Raw genomic sequence first — 21,320 nt, forward strand, 5'->3', positions numbered from 1 at the left:
TCGAAAGGGATCATGGTGATCAGTAGGACGAGAAAGACGCGGAGACGCACGGTGGTCGTGGTCGCCGGTGCGTTCCTGGCCTCGGGCCTGGTGCTGGCCCCCGCCGCGGGTGCGGCTCCTGCGGCCAAGGCGGCCGAGCCGGACACCGCCGCGCTCGCCGGTGCGCTGACCAAGCAAGCCGTGGCCTGGGGCGAGTGCTCGTTCCCGTCCGTCGCGCCGGCGACGGAAGCGGAACTGAAGAAGGTCAAGGGCCTGGCCTGTGCCACCGTCCAGGTGCCGCGGGACTGGCACAACCCGCAGGACGGCAACACGATCGGCGTCCGCGTCTCCAAGACCGCGACCGCCTACCCCGGCACCGGCAGGCAGGGCATCGCGCTGGTCAACCCCGGCGGACCCGGCGGCGAAGGCCTCCCGTGGGGCGCCGCGATGGCGATGCGCAGCCCAGTCCTGGCCTCGCAGTACGACTTCGTGGGTTTCGACCCGCGCGGTGTCGGCCAGAGCACTCCGCTGACCTGTAGCTACACCGTCCCCGACAGCACGGACCAGAACGTGATCAGCCGGGCGAAGGTCGAGGGCTGCCTGAAGAACCCGCTGACGAAATTCATCACCACCGAGCAGACCGCGTACGACATGGACTTCATCCGGGTGCTGCTCGGGGAGAAGAAGACCAGCTACATCGGCTACTCGTACGGCACGTGGCTCGGCACCTGGTACGCCACCACGTTCCCGAGCAAGGCGCACCGGTTCCTGCTCGACTCCTCGACCGACGCGAGCCGCCCGACCCTGGAGAAGACCTGGGACCTGCAGCCGCGCAGCCGTGACCGTCAGTTCCAGGAGGCGCTGCTGCCCTACGTCGCGCGCAACGACGCCAAGTACAAGGCGGGCACCGATCCGCTGGAGATCCGCCGCAACTGGGAGAAGGCGGGCGGCACGCGGGAATTCGCGGGCATGCTCTACGCCGCGTGGTTCATCATCCCGGCGATGTACGACACCACCCAGTATCCGTCGGCGGCCTCGATGGTGGCCGCGCTGGCGAAGGGACCGGCGCCCACCGGGACCGACGCGGAGAAGCTGGAGCAGGTCGTCGCGAAGGCCCTCGCCACCCCGGGCCTGACCGACGCGAACAAGGCGTTCCTGAACAAGGCCAAGGGCAACGCGCTCGAGGCCATCGCGAAGAAGGACTCTGTCGAGCGCAAGGCCTCCTACCAGGGCGGCGCCGAGGTCGAGACCTGGGACGCGGCGTTCGAGGCGATCCGCTGCCAGGACGGCCAGTGGAACCAGAACCTGCACTACTGGACTTACTGGCAGGCCGACCTGACCGTGAACGCGCCGTTCATCGCGCCGATCATGGCCCTGTCGGGCGCGCCGCTGTGCGCGTTCTGGCCGACCACCAACGCCAAGCCGGCGCCGGACGCCAAGACGTTCCCGAAGCTGCTGATCGCGCAGACCGAACTCGACGCGGCCACGCCGTACGAGGGCGCGCTCGCCACCGCGAACGGCCTGCCGGGCGCCAAGATGATCAGCGTCGACAACGAAGGCAGCCACGGGATCTTCCCGTACAACACCGACTGCGTCGACGACCCGATCGTCGCCTACTTCCAGACCGGTCTCACGCCGAAGAAGAAGTTCACCGGCTGCCAGGGCCTGCCCCTGCCCGGTGAGGACAAGACGGTCGAGGTCGGTGGCAACCTCGGGCACGACGGGAAGATCAAGATCAAGATGATCACGCCCCAGGTGCGCAAGGCGAACGAGATCGTCCGTGAGCTGCTCGAAGGCACCGCCACGCCGGAAGCGGACGAGAAGGGCATGCCCGCCAACGCTTGATCCGGCAGCGTCGAACACAGGCTCCCGCGGACCGATCCGGTTCGCGGGAGCCTCTTCGGCGTGATCCGTGACGGTTTCGTTATCGGTCCGGCCGCACGATCCGTCCGCTTTCCCCCTCAAGACCTGTGAACGGAATCAGCGTTCCCTGAGGCGTGACATCGATGTCACGCCGATCGATCCTGGGGTGGGGGAGGAGAAGCGTCATGCTCGCCGAGTCGCGAGGACTGTCGGTGGAGGCCGAGCAGCTGTACCGGGCCCTGCTGGAAGGGCGTCCTGGCCCGCCCGGTGCCGAACTGGCGGAGTTGGAGCGGTTCGGCCTGATCCGCGCCGGCGCGTCCGGCGTCGAGGTATGCCCGCCGCGTGCGGCGCTGTCGGCGTTCGCGGCGCAGCACGAGGCCGCGGCCGTCCGCGCGCGGGAAGCGGCCGAGGTGCTCGGCGCCGCCTACTCCTTGCGGACGGGCCGCGACGCGGACTTCGTCGAGGTGCTGCGGAGCCGGGACGAGGTGATCGCCACCTTCGAGGCCATGCAGACGCAGGCGGGCGTGGACATCGTCGCGCTGGACCCGGGGTCGTACATGAGCCCGAAGGCCGAAGTGAGCACGGTGCAGCCGGGATCGATGGCGCGCGGCATCGCGTACCGCGTCGTCTACGACTCGTCCGTGCTGCGGACCGACGACGGATTCGCCCAGGTGCAGTCGAGTATCGCGCTCGGCGAGCAGGCCAGGGTGTTCCCCCGGCTGCCGCTGAAGCTGGTGATCGCCGACAGCAACCGGGCGCTGATCGCCGTCCCGAACTCCGACGCCGGGGACGTGCTGGCCCTGCTGATCCATCCGTCGATGCTGCTGAGCGCGCTGATCGAGTTGTTCGAATCGTTCTGGCGGATGGGCGTGCCGGTACGGGCGGGTGGTCCGGACGACGCGGAAGCGACGCAGGAGCCGACCGTCGCCACGCGCCGCCTCCTCGCGTTGCTGAGCGGAGGCCTGACCGACGAGGCGATCGCCCGCGAGCTCGGGATCAGTGAACGCACGGTCCTGCGGCGGATCAGCCGCCTGCAACAACTGCTGGGCGCGCAGACCCGGTTCCAGCTGGGAGCTCAGGCTTCGCGGCAGGGATGGTTATAGCGCGAGTGTGAACCCGAGTCCGAGGAATTGTCACGGGAGAGTGGGGTCCAGTTTCGTGAGTGGTAAAGACGGTGCGCGGGGTCCCGAACTCGCGTGATCGGAGACGGATCTCGTGTGATCGGAGGCGTATCTCGCGTGACTAGAGGCCGCACACCCGAGTGCGGCCCCCGATCACGTGAGTTCCGTGTCCAATCACGTGAGTTCGGCGTCTGATCACGCGTGTTACGACTTCGCCCCGGCCGCGAACCCTCTTCGCTCACGAGGAGCCGAAATGAGAGCGACGCTCCTCATGATCGGGCTCGGAGCCTTCGTCACCACCCTCGACAACACGATCGTCGCGGCGGGCGCGCCTTCGCTCGCCAGGGAACTCGGGCTCGATCTGCCCACGCTGCAATGGGTGAGCATCGGCTACATGCTCCCGTTCGCCGGCTTGCTGCCGGTGGCGGGGACGCTGGTGGACCGCTGGGGCCAGGCGGCGACCCTGCGGGCGGGGCTGCTCGCGTTCGGTGCCGGCGCGGCCGTCGGAGGATTCGCCACGACCGCGTGGCTCGTCATCGCCGCGCGGGTGCTGCAAGGCACGGCGGCGGCGTTCCTGGTCCCGGCCCTGCTCAGCCTGCTCCGCACCAACCTCGACGCCCGAAGTCGCGCTGTGGGAGCGACGGTCTGGACCGCCTGCCTCGCGGCCGCCCTCGCACTCGGCCCGACGCTCGGCGGGCTGCTGAGCGAATATCTGGGCTGGGGCTGGGTCTTCTTCGTCAATCTCCCGTTCGTGGCGGCGATGCTGCTACTGGTGCGCCAGGTCGCCCTCGCCGATCGTGATCCGGCGGCGGGGAGGCCCGCCGTACTGTCCATGCTGGTCGTGACCACCGCGATGGTCCTGACCACCGCCGCCGTGGTGGAACTGAGCGTCGTGCTCGGTGCGGCGGGAACGGCCTTCGCGATCTGGTTCGTGCTCAGGGAAAGACGCGCGCGTATGCGGCTGGTGCCGAACGCGCTGACCGGAACGCGGGTCTTCACCGGCGCGCTCACCGTGCAGTTGCTGTGGGGACTGGGGGTTTCGGGAGTCTTCTTCTTCACGCCGTTGCTGCATCAGGAATCCCTCGGCCTCGGGCCGATGCTCGCCGGATTGCCGCTGGTCGTGGTGGCGGTCGCGGTCGTCGCCGCCACTCCGCTGGTGCCCTGGGCGGTACCGCGCTGGGGTCCACATCGGACGGTCGCGGCCGGGCTGACCACGGTGGCCGCCGGACTGCTGGCGCTCGCCGCGGTCAACCACCTGCCGGAAATACCGCCCAGGATTCCCGGACTGGTGCTGATCGGCGCCGGATCGGCCCTGACCACCCCGCTGACCTCGTACGCGCTGGAAATCGTCGCCGAACGGCACGCGGGCACCGCCTCCGGACTGCTCACCGCGTCCCGTGAACTGTCGAGCGCGCTGGGCGTCGCGTTGATCGGGGCCGTGCTGTCGGTGGTCCGGGCGGCCCGGCTCGACGAAGGTGCCGCGGCCGCGCTGGCCGACGGCTACACGGCGGGCCTGCTGACCGCGGCGGCACTGCAACTCGCCGGAGCGCTGCTCGCGCTCCGGCTCCTGAATCCCCGAAGTTCGTCCCGAAGTGACAAGCGGGGTGCCCCCTTTCTCACTTCCCGGTGAGCACGTCCGCACGCGTACCGGCGTTCCATCATCCTTTCATTGACACCCTTCCCGGGACGTCCATACAGTTCCGGGCAGATAAAGAACGGTCTCCGGAATGGAATCCGCTTTCGGCAACGGCGCCGTTCCGAATTCACCCGCTCCTGCTCACGTCGTCAAACGAGGGGCCATGGAAACCATTTCGGAAACGGTCGTCGCCGCCCGCGGCACGGACGACGCACCCGGTGGGGAATCGTTCGCGACCCTGCTGAGGTATTGGGCGTGGCGGCTCGGCGACGAGGTCGCCGTGACCTACCTCGACCATCGCGCCGGAGCGGACGGCCGGGCGATCACCCTGTCCTGGCGGGAACTCGACGAACGTGTCGACGTCCTCGCCACCCGGCTGACCTCGTTCACCGGCGCCGGTGACCGGGCCGCGATCCTGGCGCGGCAGTCCGTCGACTACGTCGTCGCCTTCCTCGGCGCGATCCGTGCCGGCCTGGTCGCGGTCCCGCTGTTCGCCCCGGACCTCCCCGGGCACGCGGGCAGGCTGGCCGCCGTGCTCGCCGACTGCGCGCCGAGGGTCGTACTCACGACCACCGACGGACTCGACGCCGCCGCCGGGTTCCTCGCCTCGACGGCGATCGAGCGCCCCGCCGTGCTCGCCGTCGACACCACTGCTCCGGTCGCGGCCGGTGACCGCTCCTGGCCGCGACCGGAACCGGACGGACTGGCGTACCTGCAGTACACGTCCGGTTCCACGAGGACGCCGGCGGGCGTGATGCTGACCCATCGCAACGCGCTCACCAACGCCCGCCAGGCGTGCGACGCCTACGCGATCGAAACCGGGACGACGTCCACGGTCAGCTGGCTGCCGCTTTTCCACGACATGGGCCTGATCCTCGGGATCGGCGCGCCCATGGCGGCGGGCGTGTCGTCGGTCCTGATGGATCCGCTCGCCTTCCTCGAACGCCCGTCACGCTGGCTGCGCGCGCTCTCGGCGAGCCCCGGCGCGATCAGCGCGGCACCCAATTTCGCCTACGCCTACAGCGCTTCCCGTGTGACCGAGGCCGAGAAGAGCTACCTCGAACTGAGCCGGGTCGTCTCGCTGATCAACGGCAGCGAGCCGGTCCTCCCGTCGACGATCGCGAAGTTCCACGGCGCTTTCGAGGAATGCGGGCTGCGCCCCGAGGTGCACCGGTCGTCCTACGGGCTGGCCGAGGCCACCGTGCTCGTGTCCGTCACCGAGGCGGGCAAGGCGCCGCGAGAGGTCGCCTTCGACCGCGATCAGCTCGCCGCCGGCCTGGCGACGCCCGCGCTTCCCGGCGCGGCGTCCACCACGCTCGTCTCGTGCGGATTCCCGGTGGGGCAACGGGTCCGGATCGCCGATCCGGTCACCGGCGCGCTGGTCGAACCCGGCAGGGTGGGGGAGATCCAGGTCAACGGCCCGAACGTCGGAGTGGGGTATTGGGGACGGCCGGCCGCGGACGGTGTCTTCGGCCTGCCGCCGATCGATCCGGAGTCCGGCGCGGGCTGGCTCGCGACCGGGGACCTCGGCGTGCGCTACGAGGGCGAACTGTTCATGACCGGCAGGCTCAAGGATCTCGTCATCGTCGACGGCCGCAACCACTATCCGCAGGACATCGAGCAGACCGTGGAGACCCATCCCGCGGTCCGGCCGCATTCCGCCGCGGCGTTCGCGATCGAGCGAGAAGACGGCGAGGCGGCGGTCGTGCTGGCGGAGCGTGCCAAGGGGAGCGAGGCCGACCTCGTCGTGGCGACCGGCGAGATCCGGCGGGCGGTCTCGGCCGCGCACGGCCTGCGGGCGTACGACGTCGTCTTCCTCGCCCCGGGCGAGATCCCGCGCACCTCCAGCGGCAAGATCAGCCGGGCGCTCTGCCGCAAGTCCTATCTGGACGGTTCGCTGACCGCGCGGCGGCTCGGGTGACCGCGGAGATCCGCGCCTGGCTCATCGCGCGGGTGGCCGAACGGACCGGCTCGCCCGCCGACCAGGTCGATCCCGATCGGCCATTGCACGAGAGCGGGCTTTCCTCACGCGAGTCGATGGAACTGGCGGCGGAGCTGGGCAGGCACCTCGGCCGTCCGTTGCCGCCGACACTGGTGTGGCAGTACCCGACGATCACCGCGCTCGCCGCCCGCCTGTCCACAGTGGAGGAATCCACGGCCGTCGGCGGTGAAGGCCGTGAAGAGGAACCGATCGCGATCGTCGGTGTCGGCTGCCGTCTGCCGGGCGGCGCGGACTCCCCGGAGCGGTACTGGCGGCTCCTGGACGCCGAACGCGACGGCATCCGCGAGGTCCCGGAAGACCGCTGGGAGACCCCCGCCCGCGGCGGGTTCCTCGACGACATCGCCGGTTTCGACGCCGAATTCTTCGGTATCACGCCGGGCGAGGCCGAGACGATGGATCCCCAGCAACGGATGCTGCTCGAAGTCGCGTGGGCGGCGCTGGAACACGCCGGGATCCCGCCGTCCACGCTGCGCGGGAGCCGGACCGGGGTGTTCGTCGGGCTGTCGGCGGGCGAGTACGGCCACCTGACGATGGCCGATCCCGCCGCCGTCGACGTCTGGTCCGCCACCGGAGCCGCGACGAGTATCGCCGCGAACCGGCTGTCGTATCTGTTCGACCTGCGCGGCCCCAGCCTCACCCTCGACACCGCCTGCTCGTCGTCGCTGGTCGCCGTGCACCAGGCGGTGCAGAGCCTCCGCCGCGGCGAATGCGGGACGGCGCTCGTCGCCGGGGTGAACCTGCTGCTCTCGCCCGCGGTCACCGCGTCCTTCGAACGGGCCGGGGTGCTGGCCCCGGACGGGCACTGCAAACCGTTCGACGCCGCCGCCGACGGTATCGCCCGCGGCGAGGGCTGCGGGGTGATCGTGCTGAGACCACTGAAGGCCGCTCGCCGCGCGGGCGACCGGGTGCTCGCGGTGATCCGCGGCAGCGCGGTCAATTCCGACGGCCGGTCGAACGGTCTCGTGGCACCCAGCCCCGGCGCGCAGGCGGACCTGTTGCGCGACGCGTACGCGGCGGCCGGCGTCGAACCGTCCTCTGTGGACTACGTGGAGGCGCACGGGACCGGGACCGAGGTGGGCGACCCGATCGAGGCCGGCGCCCTCGGCGAGGTGCTCGGCGCCGGCCGCGAACCCGGCCGTCCGCTCCTGATCGGCTCGGTGAAGGGGAACCTGGGGCATCTGGAAGGCGCGGCGGGGATGGCCGGGCTGATCAAGGTCGTCCTCGCGATGGTCCACCGGCGGCTGCCGCCGACCCCGCATCATCACGAACCCAGCCCGCATATCGATTTCGCCGGTCTCCGCCTCCGCGTGGTGGACACCGGGACGAACTGGCCGCGCTACACCGACGTCGTACGCGCCGGGGTCTCGGCATTCGGTTTCGGCGGCACCAACGCCCACGTCGTCCTCGAAGAGTGGCCTGCCGCGTCGTTCGCCGCCCAGGGGAAGGAAACCGAGAGGGCGCACGTGTTCGCGCTGTCCGCTCGTTCGGCCGAGGTGCTCCGGGCGCGGGCCGCCGATCTGGCCGACTGGCTCGAAGACCCCGACCACCGGTCCGTCCCGCTGGACACGGTCGCCGCGACGCTGGCCAGGAGCCGGGACCACCTGCCCGTCCGTGGCGCGGTCGTCGCGGAGGGCCGCGACCGGGTGGCCGACGCCTTGCGGGCGATGGCCGCCGGACGCGAGAGCACCGACGTCGTCCTCGGCGAGGCCGCACCCGTGTCCGACGTCGTGTTCGTCTTCTCCGGTTACGGCTCCCAGTGGCCCGGGATGGGCCGTGTCCTGCTGCACACCGAGCCCGCGTTCCGCGCCGAGGTGGAGGCACTCGATCCGGTGTTCCGGGCCGAAGCCGGATTCTCCCTGCGTGCGGTGTTTTCCGGCGACTACGACCCGCCGGACCTCGGCGCGACGCAACTCGCGTTGTTCGGCATGCAACTCGCCCTCGCCGGGCTCTGGCGTGCGCACGGTGTCGTCCCGGCCGCGGTGCTCGGGCATTCGATGGGCGAGGTCGCGGCCGCCGTCGTCGCGGGCGCGCTGGACGTCGCCGACGGTCTGCGCGTGATGGCCACCCGCGCCCGGCTGCTGGCCGAGGTCGACGCCTCCGGCGACGGCGCGATGGCGGTGGTCGAGCTGTCCCCGGCCGAACTCGCCGATCTGGAAGCGGACTTCCCCGGGATCACGGTCGCGGTCTACGCCTCGCCGGTCCAGTGCACCGTCAGCGGTGGAGCCGAACAGGTCGAGGCGCTGGTGTCGCACGTCGAGAGCCTCGGCAGGCTGGCGAAGCGGCTTCCGGTCGGCGGCGCGGGCCATTCGGAAGCCGTCGACGCCGTGCTCGGCCGGTTCCGCGCCGAGCTCGCCGGGCTGTCCCCGAGACCGGTCGAGATCCCCTGTTACAGCAGCGTTCTCGATGATCCACAGTGGATGCCGGTGTTCGACGTCGACTACTGGGCGGCGAATCTGCGGCGTCCGGTGCGGTTCAGCCAGGCGCTGGCCGCGGCGACCGCCGACGGATACGGCGTGTTCGTCGAGATCTCGCCGCATCCGGTGGCGCTGGCCGCGATCGAGCAGAGCACCGGCGCGCTCGCGGTGCCGTCCGCGAGCCGCAAGGCCGACGAGCGACAGGCATTCCTGACCACGCTCGCCCGGCTCCACACCCTCGGGCTGCCCGTCGTACTCGACGACGGCGACCCCCGCCCGCTTCCGGTCGAGCTGCCCGGTCCGCGCTGGCGGCACCGGCGGTTCTGGCCGCGGCGCCCGGCGAACCGATCCGGTGGCACGCATCCGTTGCTGGGTGTCCACATCGAACAACCGACCGGCGGCGGGCACCTGTGGCGCGCGGACGTCGGGACCGAGACGCTGCCCTGGCTGGCCGACCACGCGGCGATGGGGGTCCCGCTGTTCCCCGCCGCCGGATTCCTGGAACTCGCGCTCGCGGCGGCGAAGTCGGTCCTGCGGCCAGGCGGACAGCTCCGCGTCGGCGGGCTCGAACTGCACCGGGTCCTCCCGCTGGCCGCGCACACCGAGGTGACGACCAGCCTGCGCACCGGACCGTCCGAAGTGGACGTCTACGCGCGGTCCGCGGACGGCGGCTGGGTGCGGCACGCCACGGCCCGCGTCCGCGACGGGAACACCGCGGTGGTGCCGTTCGGCGCGGTCGGCGACGACGCCCGGCCGATCGACCTGTATCAGGTGCTGGCCGGGATGGGGCAGAGTTACGGTCCCGCTTTCTGCGGGTTGCGCGACGTCCTGGCGGCGCCCGGCCGGGCCTCGGCGTCGATCACCCTGCCCGCCGACGATCCGGCGTACGTGCTGCATCCGGTGATCGCCGACGCCTGCCTGCACGCGCTGGCCGCGGCCGCCGGGGACGTGCTGCGCGAAGCCGATGGCGTGTTTCTGCCGCTGACCTTGGGCGAGGTCGTGCTCACCGGCGACCCACGCCGCGGTGTCCGGGTCGACGCCGTACTCGACTCGCTCGATCCGGCGGGGGACGGCCTGGTCGGCGGGGTCCAGCTGGTCGACGCCGACGGTGTCGTCCTGGTCGAGTTCCGCGAGGTCTACTGCCGCCGGTTCCAGCGTTCGGCGCTGCCGGTGCCGATGGCGGACCTGCTGTTCGAGACGGTCTGGCGGCAGGCCGACCTGCCGCCGGCCGCGGCGGGCCCGCGCCGTTGGGTCGTCCTGCACGAGGACGCGCCGTGGCTGACGGCGTTGCGTGTCCGGCTCGCCGGGGACGAACTGGTGACCGTTCCGCTCGGGGATCGGGCGGCGCTGGCGGAAGCCCTGCGAGCCCGTGAGGTCACGGGAGTCCTGGTTTGCGTCGAGTCCGGTGAGCCCGATCCGATGCGGGACACGCGGATGGTCGCGACGCTCTCTGGGGTCGTCGCCGAGCTGGCCGAGGGCGAGCCGCGGTTGTGGTTCGTCAGCGCGGGCGCGTCGGCCGTCGAACCCGGCGAGCGCGGAGACCCCGGTCAGGCATGGCTGCGCGGACTCGTCCGTGTTCTCGCCTTCGAGCATCCCGAACTGCGGGCGAGCCAGGTCGACTTCGACGCCGAGCCGGATCCCGCCCTGCTCTGGGTCGCCAAGCTGGCGGCGGAGCTCCGCGCGGACGCGCCGGACGACGAGATCGCCTGGCGCGAGGGCGTGCGCTACACCCGGGTGCTGGCCCGGCCGGAACTCGGCGAGCCCGGACGTGAAACCGTGGTGCGCGAAGGCGCTTACGTGATCACCGGTGGCCTCGGCGGCCTCGGCCTGGTCGCGGCGGATTGGCTGGCCGGACGCGGCGCGACCAGGCTCGTCCTCTCCGGACGGCGTGGTGCGAGCCCCGCCGTCGAACCGATGCTGGCGGATTTGCGTGACCAGGGCGTCGACGTCCGCGTGGTGGCGGCTGACATCGCCGCGCCAGGGACGGCCGAAGCGCTGGTCGCGGCGGCAACCGAGGGCGGCCTGCCGTTGCGTGGTGTCCTGCACGCGGCCGGTGTGTTGTCCGACGGTGCCGCCGTCAGCCTCGACGACGACGCCGTCGAGGCCGTCTGGCGGGCGAAAGCGTTGGGGGCGTGGCGTTTGCACGAAGCGACGGCGGGCCACGAACTCGACTGGTGGCTGACGTACTCGTCGGCGGCCGCACTGTTCGGATCGCCGGGGCAGACCGCCTACGCCACCGCGAACGCGTGGGTGGACGCGCTCGTCGCATGGCGCCGGGCCGCCGGATTGCCGGCGGCGACCATCGGCTGGGGTGCCTGGGGCGAGGCCGGAGCGGCCGTCGGCAACCGCAACCCCGTCCTCGAACCGCTCGGTACGGAGGAGGCGCTGGCGGCGCTGGACGCCGTGCTGCGACGCGACCGCCCCTCGACCGGGATCGCCCGCGTCGACGCCGGGACCGTCCTGGCCCTGTTTCCGCGGCTCGCCGGACGGCCCTTCTTCGAAATCCTGGTACCTGGCGACGAACCGGTCACCGGACAGTCCACTTGGGACGGACTGGACGCGCTGCGGGCCGTCCTGCCCGAAGCGGCCCGCGAGATGCTCGCCGACTACCTGGCCGGGCTCGTCGCCGGGATGCTCGGCCTCGCTGCGGACGAGATCGACCGGAACGCGCCGCTCACCCGGCTCGGCTTGGACTCCCTCACCGCCATGCGCGCCAGGGGAGTCGTGGAACGCGATTTCGGTCTGCCGCTGCCGATCCCGCTGCTGCTGCGTGGCGCGAGCCTCGGCGAACTCGCCGACCATCTCGCGGAACAGGCCGGGTTCGGCGAGGCGGGCTCGCGGCCTGCCGGACCGAGTGCGGTCGTCGGGCCCCGCGATCCGGCCGAGCGCTGGATCGCCCGGCACTGGCAGGCGGAACTCGGCGGCGCGGAACCCGGCGTCCACGACGACTTCTTCGCCGTCGGTGGTGACGCCGAGGCGGCCGAGAGGCTGCGCGTCGTTTTCGCCGGGCAGCTCGGAGCGGTCCCCGAAGGGCTGTTCGCGACGCCGACGATCGCCGCGATGGCCGATCTGCTGCGCGACGCGATCGAGGGACGCGGAGGCAGCCCTGTCCGGCCACTGCGCGAGGGCGGTGCGGATCCGGTGTTCCTGTTCCATCCGGCGGGTGGTCCGACGAGCGTCTACGAAGGGCTCGTCCGTCTGCTGCCGGAGGGCAGGCCCGTCTACGGGCTGGAACGGATCGACGAAGAGGACACGGTCGAGGACAAGGCCGAGTGCTATCTCGAGCTGATCCGGGAAATCCAGCCGCAAGGCCCGTACCGGCTGGGTGGCTGGTCGTTCGGCGGCTGCCTCGCCTACGAAACCGCCAGGCGGCTGACGGCGGCGGGGGAGCGGGTCGATCTGGTGTTCATGATCGACAGCATCCTGCCGCTGCCCGAGCCGGGGAAGCCGGCGCACGAGATCCTGCTGGACCGGTTCGACCGCTTCGCCGAACACGTCGAGCGGACCTACGGCGTCCCGCTGGACATCCCGCGCGAGGACCTCGTCCGGCTCGGCGACGACGAACAGATCCGGCTGGTGATCAGCAGCCTCGCCGCACAGGTGCCCGGGATGGGGCACGGTGTGCTGCGGCACCAGTACGAGTCCTATGTGGACGCACGCGTGGCCGAACGGTACCAGCCGGAACCGTATGCCGGGCCGGTGCTGCTGATACGCGCGCAGGAGCCGCATCCGCTGACCACCACCCTCGATCCGCGGTACCTGCGCACCGACGAAGCCCTCGGCTGGGACGCCTTTTGCGCGGATCTGGAGGTCGTGCGGGTGCCGGGCGATCACCTGTCGATGATCGACCCGCCACACGTCGAGGTGGTCGCCGCCGCGCTCGCGGCCCGGCTCGGGGCGCCCAAGGCGGCGCGGCCATGACCGACACGACGGCGTTCCGGATCGCGGACCTCGCCGCCCGCCGGGAAGATCTCCGGATCGCCGAGAAACGGGCGGTCGACCGGCAGCACGCCAAGGGCAAACTGACCGCGCGCGAACGCGTCGAACTGTTGCTGGATCAGGATTCCTTCGTCGAGCTCGACCAGTTCGCCCGGCACCGGTGCACCGAGTTCGGGATGGACGCCAACCGCCCGTACGGCGACGGCGTGGTGACCGGGCACGGCACCGTCGACGGCAGGCAGGTCTGCGTCTTCTCGCAGGACTTCACCGTGTTCGGCGGCAGCATGGGCGAGGTCTTCGGCGAGAAGGTCCTCAAGGTGATGGACCTGGCGATGACGCTGGGCTGTCCCGTGGTCGGCATCAACGACTCCGGCGGCGCCCGGATCCAGGAAGGCGTCGTCTCGCTGGCCTATTACGCCGAACTCGGCAGGCGCAACGCGCTCGCGTCCGGGGTCATCCCGCAGATCTCGCTGATCATGGGGCCGTGTGCGGGCGGGGCGGTGTACTCGCCGGCGATCACCGACTTCACCGTGATGGTGGACGAGACCGCGCACATGTTCGTCACCGGCCCCGACGTCGTCCACGCCGTCAGCGGCGAGCGGGTCTCCGCCCAGCGGCTCGGCGGCGCCGCGGTGAACAGCGAGGTCTCCGGGAACGCCCATCACCGGGCCGCCGACGAGCACGACGCCGTCGACTGGGTGCAGACCTTGCTCGGCTACCTGCCGTCCAACAATCTCGACGGCGCACCGGAATACGCCGACGAGACCGATCCGCAACTCACCGCCACCGATCTCGAACTCGACCGCCTGGTGCCCGACTCGCTGAACCAGGCCTACGACATGACGGAGGTGATCTCGCGGCTCGTCGACGACGGCGAGTTCACCGAGATCCACAGTGCCTTCGCGCCGAACATGATTTGCGCGTTCGGCCGGGTGCGGGGCCGCACGGTCGGGGTCGTGGCGAACCAGCCGCGGCATCAGGCGGGCGTGATCGACATCGACGCCTCGGAGAAGGCGGCGCGCTTCGTCCGGTTCTGCGACGCCTTCGGCATCCCGATCCTCACCCTCGCCGACGTCCCCGGCTACCTGCCCGGTGAGGCGCAGGAACGGCACGGGATCATCCGGCGCGGCGCCAAACTGATCTACGCCTACGCCGAAGCGACCGTGCCGAAGGTGACCGTGGTGATCCGCAAGGCTTACGGCGGCGGGTACGCGGTGATGGGGTCGAAACACCTCGGCGCGGACGTCAACCTGGCGTGGCCCACCGCCGAGATCGCGGTGATGGGCGCCGAGGGCGCGGTGCGGGTGCTGCACCGGCACGAACTCGCCGCGCTGCCACCGGAACAGCGGACCGCGGAACGACGGCGGCTCACCGAGGCGTACCGGGAACGGCATTCGAACCCCTATGTGGCGGCGGAACGCGGTTATGTCGATCAGGTCATCGCGCCGTCGCAGACCCGCCTTCAAGTGGCGCGGGCCCTGGACGCGCTGCGGACCAAACGGCAGATCCTCCCGGCCAAGAAACACGGAAACATCCCGTTGTGAGCGAGGAGAAGTGATGAAGCGAACCCGGCGGTGGGGTCTGCTGGCGCTGGCCATGGTGGCCCTGCTCGGAAGCTCGATCCCGGCGAGCGCGGCGCCCGCGCCGGTCTCCGCCGACAACGGGGCGAAGGTCGTCGAGGAGACCTGGCTGGACGCGCGCACGGTCGACCTCAAGATCAGTTCGCCCGCGCTCGGCACCACCGGCATGGTCCGCCTGCTGGTGCCGACCGGCTGGGCCGCGCAGCCCACGCGGACGTGGCCGACGCTGTACCTGCTGCACGGCTGCTGCGAACCGGTCGACTACCGCTCGTGGGACCAGTTCACCGACGTCAAGGCGTTCACCGCGGACAAGGACGCCCTCGTCGTCATGCCGACGGGCGGCCCGGCCGGTATGTACACGAAGTGGTGGAACTTCGGGCTCAGGAGCACTCCCGACTGGGACACCTTCCACACGCTGGAAGTGCGGCAGATCGTCGAACGCGGTTACCGGGCGGGCACCCGCCGTGCGGTCGCCGGACTGTCGATCGGCGGGTACGGCGCGCTCGCGTATTCGTACAAGCACAAGGGGATGTTCACCGCGGCGGCGTCCTACAGCGGGGTGCCGAACACGCTCAACCAGGGCGCGCCGCTGTTCATCCAGGGGATCCTGGCCCGCGCGGGGATCTTCAACTACCTGGAGCTCTGGGGCGACAGCTGGGGGATGCGGCCGATCTGGACGGCGAACAACCCGTACGACAACATCGACGGCTTGCGCGGCACGGCGCTCTACATCTCGTGCGGGAACGGCAAGACCGGCCCGCTCGACCCGCCGGGCCAGTCCGATATCTTCGAACCCCAGGCGCTGGCTTCGTCGGTGACCTTCACGGATCGGTTGAAGGCCAAGGGGATTCCGGCGACCGTCGACTACTACGGCGACGGTACGCACAGCTGGCCCTACTGGCAGCGGGCGCTGCGGAACTCCTGGCCGGTGCTGGCGGGCGGGCTCGGCCTGTGAGCGCAAGTCCGTGAAGGCCTCCTTGAGGGACCCAGGGTCCCTCAAGGAGGCCTCCACGGACGGCCGCATTCAGAGGACTAAATGCGGAGAGGTCAGCCGGCGATCAGTTCGGCGAAGCGTTCCGGGCTGACGTTCCCGCCGCTGATGATCACCCCGACCCGGCCCGAGGCGGGAATCCGGCCGCTGAGCAGCGCGGCGAGCCCGGTCGCCCCGCTCGGTTCGATGACGAGCTTCAGCCGTTCGAACGCGAACCGCATCGCGTCCCGGACCTGCTCGTCGGTGACCAGCGCGATGTCGTCCACGAGCCGCCGGTTGATCGAGAACGTCAGTTCGCCGGGGACGGAAGCGGCCTGGCCGTCGGCGATGGTCCGCGGCACCGGGATCGACACGCGTTCCCCCGCCTCCAGCGAGCGTTTGGTGTCGTCACCCGCGGCGGGTTCGACGCCGACCACCCGGATACCGGGCCGCACGGCCTTCGCGGCGGTCGAGCTGCCCGCGATCAGGCCGCCACCGCCGACCGGGACGACGAGCGTGTCCAGGGAATCGGTGTCCTCCAGCAGTTCCAGCGCCGCGGTGCCCTGTCCCGCGATCACGTGCGGGTGCTCGTAGGGCGGGATGAGCGCGAGACCGCGGTCGGCCGCCAGCGCCTCTCCGATGGCGACGCGGTCGCCGGTGTACCGGTCGTAGGTGACGATCTCGGCGCCGTAACCCGCGGTGGCGTCCTTTTTGGACTGCGGGGTGTCCTCCGGGATCAGGATGACCGCGCTGCTCCCGAGTTCGCGCGCGGCCAGGGCGACGGCCTGAGCGTGGTTGCCCGAGGAGTACGCGGCGATACCCTTGGCCAGCTGTTCCGGCGAGAGCCGCGAGGCGGCGTTGTACGCGCCGCGAAACTTGAAGGCTCCGACGCGCTGAAGGTTCTCGCATTTGATGAAGACCTCGGCGCCGACGAGCTCGTCGAGGGTGCGGGAACGCACGACCGGGGTCCGGTGCGCGACCCCGGCCAGGCGGGCGGCCGCGTCGCGGATGTCGTCGATGGTCACGGGGGCGGTCATGATGCTCCTTGTTCACGGATTTCGGCGAGATAGTTGTAGGCGGAGGCGCGGGAGATCCCGATCCGCGCCGCGACCTGGGGAACGGCCCGCCGCACGGCGAAGACGCCACGCGCGTGCAGGCTGCGGAACAGATCGAGACGTTCTTCGCGGCTGAGCGCGGTCCACGGTTTGTTCAGCCGGAGTTGGTGCTCGTCGACGATCGCGTCGACCACCGCGTCGACGTCGTCGCCGAAGGTGGTGGTCGGCGTTTCGGCGGCGGTGCCGACATCGGCGAGTTCGCCGACGAGGGTCCGCAGCTGCCCCAGCGCGGTGACGTCGAGGTTCACGCACAATGCCCCGAACACCGAGCCGCCGCTGTCGCGCAGCAGCATGGTCGAAGACTTCACGAGCTTCCCGGACGCCGTCCGTGTGACGTAGTTCAGCTGGTCTTCGGCGTCGTCGCCGCGGGCGAGCAGGCCCATGCCGATCTCGCTCATCGATCCGCCGACGGTGCGGTCGGTGACCGAGCCGGCGATCGCGACCACCGACTGTTCCGGACGGCGGAAGTCGTGCACCACGACCTCGCAGAACGAGCCGAGCGTCGCCGCGATGCCGTCGGCGACCGGGGCGAGCGCGTCGAGGATCGCGTCCTGCTCAGACATCGCGTACTCGGGCCAGGGCCTCGACTTCGACGACGCCGCCGTACGGCAGGGACGCGACCCCGACACAGGTACGGGCCGGCCTGGGCTCGGAGAAGAACTCCTCGTAGACCCGGTTGAGGCCGTCGCGGTCGGCGATGTCGGTCAGGTAGACGACGACCTTCACCACGTCCGCGCGGGTCGCGCCCACCGAACGCAGCGCGGCGTCGAGGTTGGCGAAGGCCTGCGGGCATTCGGTGTCGAATCCGCCGGACACCAGCGCCCCGGTCTCGGTCACGCCGAGCCGTCCGGACACGGAAACCAGGTCGCCGCTGCGGAAGGCGGGCGGATACGGATGCTCGTTGGTCACGAGACCGACTGTATAAGTGCTGGACGGATTGTCCAACCGAATATGAAGTGACCTACCGCTCACGCGCGAAGACGGTGATTGATATACCGTATACAGACAGGGAGGGGTCCGTATGACCATGAGTTCCGTGCAGGACGAGGACGGCCGGATCGTCGCGCCGCCGAGCATGGCCGACCTGGCCACCCGGGCGCTGCGCGCGATGATACTTTCCGGCGAACTCCCGCCCGGCACGCGTTTGGTCGAGGCCAAACTCACCGAGCGGCTCGGGGTGTCCCGCCCGCCGCTGCGCGAAGCGTTACAGGTCTTGGCGTTCGAGGGACTCGTCGTGCCCCATCCGCGGCGTGGTGTCATCGTCCGCCCGCTGACCCGCCACGACGTCTACGAAATCGTCACCCTGCGCGAAGAACTCGAAGCCTTCGCCGTCCGGATCGGGATCCCCGTCCGCTCGCCTGAGCGGTTGCAAGCGTGCCGCGACGCCCTCGCGGCGTTCGAGCAGGCGGGCCGCGACGGCGACGAAGGTGTTTTCACGCAACGGAAGTACGACTTCCACCAGTCGATCGTCGCGCTGGCCGGGCACGAGCGGGTCACCGAGGCCTATCGCGCGCTTTCCCTGCAGATGCAGCTGTGCATGGCCCTCAATCGCAGCGCCCGCCGTGACGGCGAATCGTTGATGCAGAACGTCGAACGGCACCGCGAGCTGCTCACGATCATCGAGGGTGGAGATCCCGAAGCGGTGTTGCGGGCGCTGGCCGATCACGGTCACGGCAGCTTCCTCGACGCGGTGGTGGATCAGCTCGACGGCGGCACCCCCGACTCGGAACGCTGGCTGGAGGAGCGCCGGAGCCGGTAGCCGAGGGCGCGGGTTGGTCGTGAGTGATACCTGGTGTACCCCTCGAACTGTCCAAAAAGGACACTTGTTGAGATCGCAACGTCTGATTTGGGCACTTTGCGCAGTATTGCCCGCGGGTCGTGAGTGGCAATGGTCGTTCTAACCCTCTTTACCACTCACGACCCCTGCGGGAACCGGACATCATGACATCAATCGGGCGGATAGTTCGCGCAACGTGTCCATTGTGGACACATGTCGCCGGGTGATCCCGGCGAGTCATTCCGGAATCCCGCGTGGCAGGGGTTCGATCACGCTATGTTTGAGCCTCAGCTGGGCAGGATGAACAACAGCCAGGTCGCGATCGGCGCGATCGCGCACATGCTGAATCCCCAGATCATCAAGCCCCGGAACACTTTGTCGTTCTGCCCGCTGGGCGCGTTGGCCACGACCAGCGCGCCGCTGGTGGAGAACGGCGACGAATCGACGACCGAGGACGAGATCGCCAGCGCGATGATCATGCCGACCGCGCCGACCTCGCCCGCCAGCAGGAACGGAACCGCGAGCGGGATGAGCGCGCCGAGGATCCCGGTCGTCGACGCGAACGCCGAGACCACCGCACCGATCGCGCAGATCAGGATCGCGGCCAGCAGCGGCGAACCGATCCGCGTCACCAGGGTGCCGAGCCAGTCGATCGTGCCGACCCGCTCCATCAGTGAGACGAAGGTGACGATCCCGCAGATCAACAGCACCGTCGGCCACGCCACTTCGCCGACGGCCGCCTTGGCCGATCCCGGCGAGACCAGTGACAGCACGGTCGCCACGGTCAGCGCGGTGAAGCCGACGTCGAGTTTGAACACCAGCGTGCCCACTGCCAGCGCCGCCAGTCCGATCAGCGTGAACACATGGTCGCGCGTGAGCGGAAGGCGTTCCTCGGGCTCCTCGGTGCCACCGCTGGAAGGTGTGCCGGTCAACGTCGTCACCCCCGAGGAACCGCTGTGCGCGAGCGCGGCGATCTTGGGCTTGGCCGACGACCGGCGGATCAGTTCGCGGCCGCCGAAGAGGAAGAACACCACGACACTCAGCACCAGGTTGAAGACGAACGACGACGCGAACAGCAGCCCCGGATCACTCGGCAGGTTGTCGCGGGCGACGACGCCGTTGACGATGCTGCCGAAGATGCTGATGGGGGAGAAGCCGCCAGCGCTGGCGCCGTTGATGATCAGCAGGCCCATCAGCATCGGGTTGATCGAGTAGCGGCGGGCGAATCCCATCCCGATCGGCGCGATGATCGCCACCGCCGCCGGCACCACCGCGCCGACCGCGGTCAAGGCCGCGGTGACCACGAACATCACCCACGGGATCAGGGCGATCCGGCCGCCGACGGCGCGCACCACCAGACGCACGAGCCGGTCGACGGTGCCGTTGCCTTTGGCGATCGCGAACAGCAGCGTCACCCCGACCAGGATGACGAAGAGATCGCCGGGAAAGCCCGAGACGATGTCGTCGGTGCTCTCCCCGGCGAAGACCGTGCCGATCACGAAGGCGGCGACGAACGCCAACGCTCCCATGTGGACGGGGAGCACGGTCGCGATCAGGAAGACCAGGGCGAGCGCCACGACGGTGACGAGTTGTATGGACATCGGAATCCTCTGCGGTCGGCGCTGACACATTCAGGGAATCGGGTCGAAGTAGTTCCGGGTACCCCCTCGACGGAGTTCGGTACACGGTATACCGTTCAAGCGGCGAGACCAAGGTCCCGTTCCCGAAACCTTCGAAGCCGAGCGTGGAGGCGCACATGACATACGCGGCCGGACGGCACTTCCTGCAGATCCCCGGGCCGACGAACGTGCCCGACGTGGTGCTCCGGGCGATGTCGGCGGCGACCATCGACCACCGCGGACCGGAGTTCCAGGAGCTGGCGACGCGGCTGCTGCGTGACATCAAGCCCGTCTTCGGCACCACGAACCCGGTCGTCATCTATCCCGCCACTGGGACCGGCGCGTGGGAAGCGGCGCTCACCAACACCCTCAGCCCCGGCGACACCGTCCTGGCTTTCGAGACCGGCCATTTCGCCACGCTGTGGCAAGAAATGGCGCAGGGGCTCGGCTTGCACGTCGACTTCGTGCCCGGTGACTGGCGACGTGGTGCCGACCCCGGGGTGGTCGCCGACCGGCTCGCCGCCGACACCGCGCACCGGATCAAGGCGGTCTGCGTGGTCCACAACGAGACCTCCACCGGTGTCACCAGCCGGATCCCGGAGATCCGCGCCGCGATCGACGCCGCCGGACATCCCGCGCTCCTGCTCGTCGACACCATCTCGTCGCTGGGCTCGATCGACTACCGGCACGACGAATGGGGTGTCGACGTCACCGTCGCGGGCTCACAGAAGGGCCTCATGCTCCCGCCGGGCATGAGTTTCAACGCGATCAGCGACAAGGCCCTCGACGCCGCCAAAACCGCGAGCCTGCCGAAGATCTTCTGGGACTGGGGTCCGATGCTCACCGCGAACGAACGCGGATTCTTCCCCTATACCCCCAATACGAACCTCATGTACGGCCTGCGGGAGGCCTTGCGCCTGCTCTACGACGAGGGGCTCGAGAACGTCTTCGCACGCCACGCCCGGCACGCGGCCGCCACACGTGCCGCCGTCCGCGGCTGGGGCCTGGAGGTCCTGTGCCAGGACGAGCGCGAGCATTCCGGCGCGCTGACCGCCGTCTTGATGCCCGAGGGGATCGACGCCGACAAGGTCCGCGCGATCATCCTCGACCGGTTCGACCTGTCCTTGGGCGCGGGACTGGGAAAACTCGCCGGGAAGATCTTCCGGATCGGGCATCTCGGCGCGTTCAACGATCTCACCCTCGCCGGCACCCTCGCGGGAGTCCAAATGGGACTGACACTCGCCGGCGCCCCGGCCGATCCACGCGGGCTGCAGGACGCCCTCGAACTGCTGCAGAACGACTGAG

13 protein-coding genes are annotated in these 21,320 nt (G+C 70.2%); 9 read left to right on the top strand and 4 right to left on the bottom strand.

The genetic code is table 11. The features are described from left to right. Positions 1 to 51: 51 nt before the first annotated feature. From AB8M46_RS26110 to AB8M46_RS26140, 7 genes are all read left to right on the top strand, one after another. Positions 52 to 1,824: an alpha/beta hydrolase gene (locus AB8M46_RS26110; protein ID WP_394361935.1), complete on the top strand. Its 1,773-nt coding sequence runs from the start codon at positions 52 to 54 to the stop codon at positions 1,822 to 1,824. A gap of 203 nt (positions 1,825 to 2,027) precedes the next feature. Then, complete coding sequence (locus AB8M46_RS26115; protein ID WP_037336653.1) at positions 2,028 to 2,945, top strand: helix-turn-helix transcriptional regulator; 918 nt, start codon at positions 2,028 to 2,030, stop codon at positions 2,943 to 2,945. Between the two features lie 271 nt (positions 2,946 to 3,216). Beyond that, positions 3,217 to 4,593: an MFS transporter gene (locus AB8M46_RS26120; RefSeq protein WP_394361936.1), complete on the top strand. Its 1,377-nt coding sequence runs from the start codon at positions 3,217 to 3,219 to the stop codon at positions 4,591 to 4,593. 169 nt (positions 4,594 to 4,762) lie between these two features. Then, entirely contained in the window at positions 4,763 to 6,520 is a 1,758-nt protein-coding gene (locus AB8M46_RS26125; protein WP_394361937.1) for a fatty acyl-AMP ligase, read from the top strand. Next, the gene (locus tag AB8M46_RS26130) at positions 6,517 to 12,936 is read left to right on the top strand and encodes an SDR family NAD(P)-dependent oxidoreductase (protein ID WP_394361938.1); all 6,420 of its coding nucleotides are present in this window, start codon (positions 6,517 to 6,519) and stop codon (positions 12,934 to 12,936) included. The genes AB8M46_RS26125 and AB8M46_RS26130 overlap by 4 nt, the downstream gene beginning before the upstream one ends. Continuing rightward, the gene (locus AB8M46_RS26135) at positions 12,933 to 14,498 is read left to right on the top strand and encodes an acyl-CoA carboxylase subunit beta (RefSeq protein WP_394361939.1); all 1,566 of its coding nucleotides are present in this window, start codon (positions 12,933 to 12,935) and stop codon (positions 14,496 to 14,498) included. The genes AB8M46_RS26130 and AB8M46_RS26135 overlap by 4 nt, the downstream gene beginning before the upstream one ends. A gap of 13 nt (positions 14,499 to 14,511) precedes the next feature. Beyond that, positions 14,512 to 15,489, top strand: coding sequence for an alpha/beta hydrolase family protein (locus tag AB8M46_RS26140; RefSeq protein WP_038514788.1), 978 nt, complete (start codon positions 14,512 to 14,514; stop codon positions 15,487 to 15,489). 92 nt (positions 15,490 to 15,581) lie between these two features. Here AB8M46_RS26140 and AB8M46_RS26145 read toward each other — a convergent pair whose 3' ends face one another. The 3 genes from AB8M46_RS26145 to AB8M46_RS26155 are packed head-to-tail and all read right to left on the bottom strand — an operon-like array spanning position 15,582 to position 17,528. Next, a complete protein-coding gene (locus tag AB8M46_RS26145; RefSeq protein ID WP_378429498.1) occupies positions 15,582 to 16,541 on the bottom strand; it encodes a pyridoxal-phosphate dependent enzyme in 960 nt (319 codons plus the stop codon). Beyond that, positions 16,538 to 17,182, bottom strand: coding sequence for a transcriptional regulator (locus AB8M46_RS26150; RefSeq protein ID WP_037336669.1), 645 nt, complete (start codon positions 17,180 to 17,182; stop codon positions 16,538 to 16,540). The genes AB8M46_RS26145 and AB8M46_RS26150 overlap by 4 nt, the downstream gene beginning before the upstream one ends. Further along, positions 17,175 to 17,528, bottom strand: a complete 354-nt coding sequence (locus tag AB8M46_RS26155) for a RidA family protein (protein ID WP_037336671.1) — start codon at positions 17,526 to 17,528, stop codon at positions 17,175 to 17,177. The genes AB8M46_RS26150 and AB8M46_RS26155 overlap by 8 nt, the downstream gene beginning before the upstream one ends. A 112-nt stretch (positions 17,529 to 17,640) precedes the next feature. On the opposite strand from AB8M46_RS26155, the gene AB8M46_RS26160 reads away from it, so the two are divergent. Next, positions 17,641 to 18,378 (top strand): GntR family transcriptional regulator, encoded by a 738-nt coding sequence (locus AB8M46_RS26160; RefSeq protein ID WP_378429499.1) that lies wholly within the window; start codon positions 17,641 to 17,643, stop codon positions 18,376 to 18,378. A 305-nt stretch (positions 18,379 to 18,683) separates the two neighbouring features. Here the strand turns inward: AB8M46_RS26160 and AB8M46_RS26165 are convergent, their stop codons facing one another. Beyond that, positions 18,684 to 19,997, bottom strand: a complete 1,314-nt coding sequence (locus AB8M46_RS26165) for an SLC13 family permease (protein WP_394361940.1) — start codon at positions 19,995 to 19,997, stop codon at positions 18,684 to 18,686. A 155-nt stretch (positions 19,998 to 20,152) separates the two neighbouring features. On the opposite strand from AB8M46_RS26165, the gene AB8M46_RS26170 reads away from it, so the two are divergent. Further along, positions 20,153 to 21,319: a pyridoxal-phosphate-dependent aminotransferase family protein gene (locus AB8M46_RS26170; RefSeq protein ID WP_378428684.1), complete on the top strand. Its 1,167-nt coding sequence runs from the start codon at positions 20,153 to 20,155 to the stop codon at positions 21,317 to 21,319. The last annotated feature ends 1 nt before the right edge of the window (position 21,320 follow it).

The organism is Amycolatopsis sp. SB7-3 (genome assembly GCF_041021335.1).
GTDB lineage: Bacteria > Actinomycetota > Actinomycetes > Mycobacteriales > Pseudonocardiaceae > Amycolatopsis > Amycolatopsis japonica.

What these genes read in the sequence shown, in the direction of transcription:
- AB8M46_RS26115 (WP_037336653.1), top strand. Translation starts at nt 2,028, where the DNA reads ATGCTCGCCGAGTCGCGAGGACTGTCGGTGGAGGCCGAGCAGCTGTAC.
- AB8M46_RS26120 (WP_394361936.1), top strand. Translation starts at nt 3,217, where the DNA reads ATGAGAGCGACGCTCCTCATGATCGGGCTCGGAGCCTTCGTCACCACC.
- AB8M46_RS26125 (WP_394361937.1), top strand. Translation starts at nt 4,763, where the DNA reads ATGGAAACCATTTCGGAAACGGTCGTCGCCGCCCGCGGCACGGACGAC.
- AB8M46_RS26135 (WP_394361939.1), top strand. Translation starts at nt 12,933, where the DNA reads ATGACCGACACGACGGCGTTCCGGATCGCGGACCTCGCCGCCCGCCGG.
- AB8M46_RS26140 (WP_038514788.1), top strand. Translation starts at nt 14,512, where the DNA reads ATGAAGCGAACCCGGCGGTGGGGTCTGCTGGCGCTGGCCATGGTGGCC.
- AB8M46_RS26145 (WP_378429498.1), bottom strand. Translation starts at nt 16,541, where the DNA reads ATGACCGCCCCCGTGACCATCGACGACATCCGCGACGCGGCCGCCCGC.
- AB8M46_RS26150 (WP_037336669.1), bottom strand. Translation starts at nt 17,182, where the DNA reads ATGTCTGAGCAGGACGCGATCCTCGACGCGCTCGCCCCGGTCGCCGAC.
- AB8M46_RS26160 (WP_378429499.1), top strand. Translation starts at nt 17,641, where the DNA reads ATGACCATGAGTTCCGTGCAGGACGAGGACGGCCGGATCGTCGCGCCG.
- AB8M46_RS26165 (WP_394361940.1), bottom strand. Translation starts at nt 19,997, where the DNA reads ATGTCCATACAACTCGTCACCGTCGTGGCGCTCGCCCTGGTCTTCCTG.
- AB8M46_RS26170 (WP_378428684.1), top strand. Translation starts at nt 20,153, where the DNA reads ATGACATACGCGGCCGGACGGCACTTCCTGCAGATCCCCGGGCCGACG.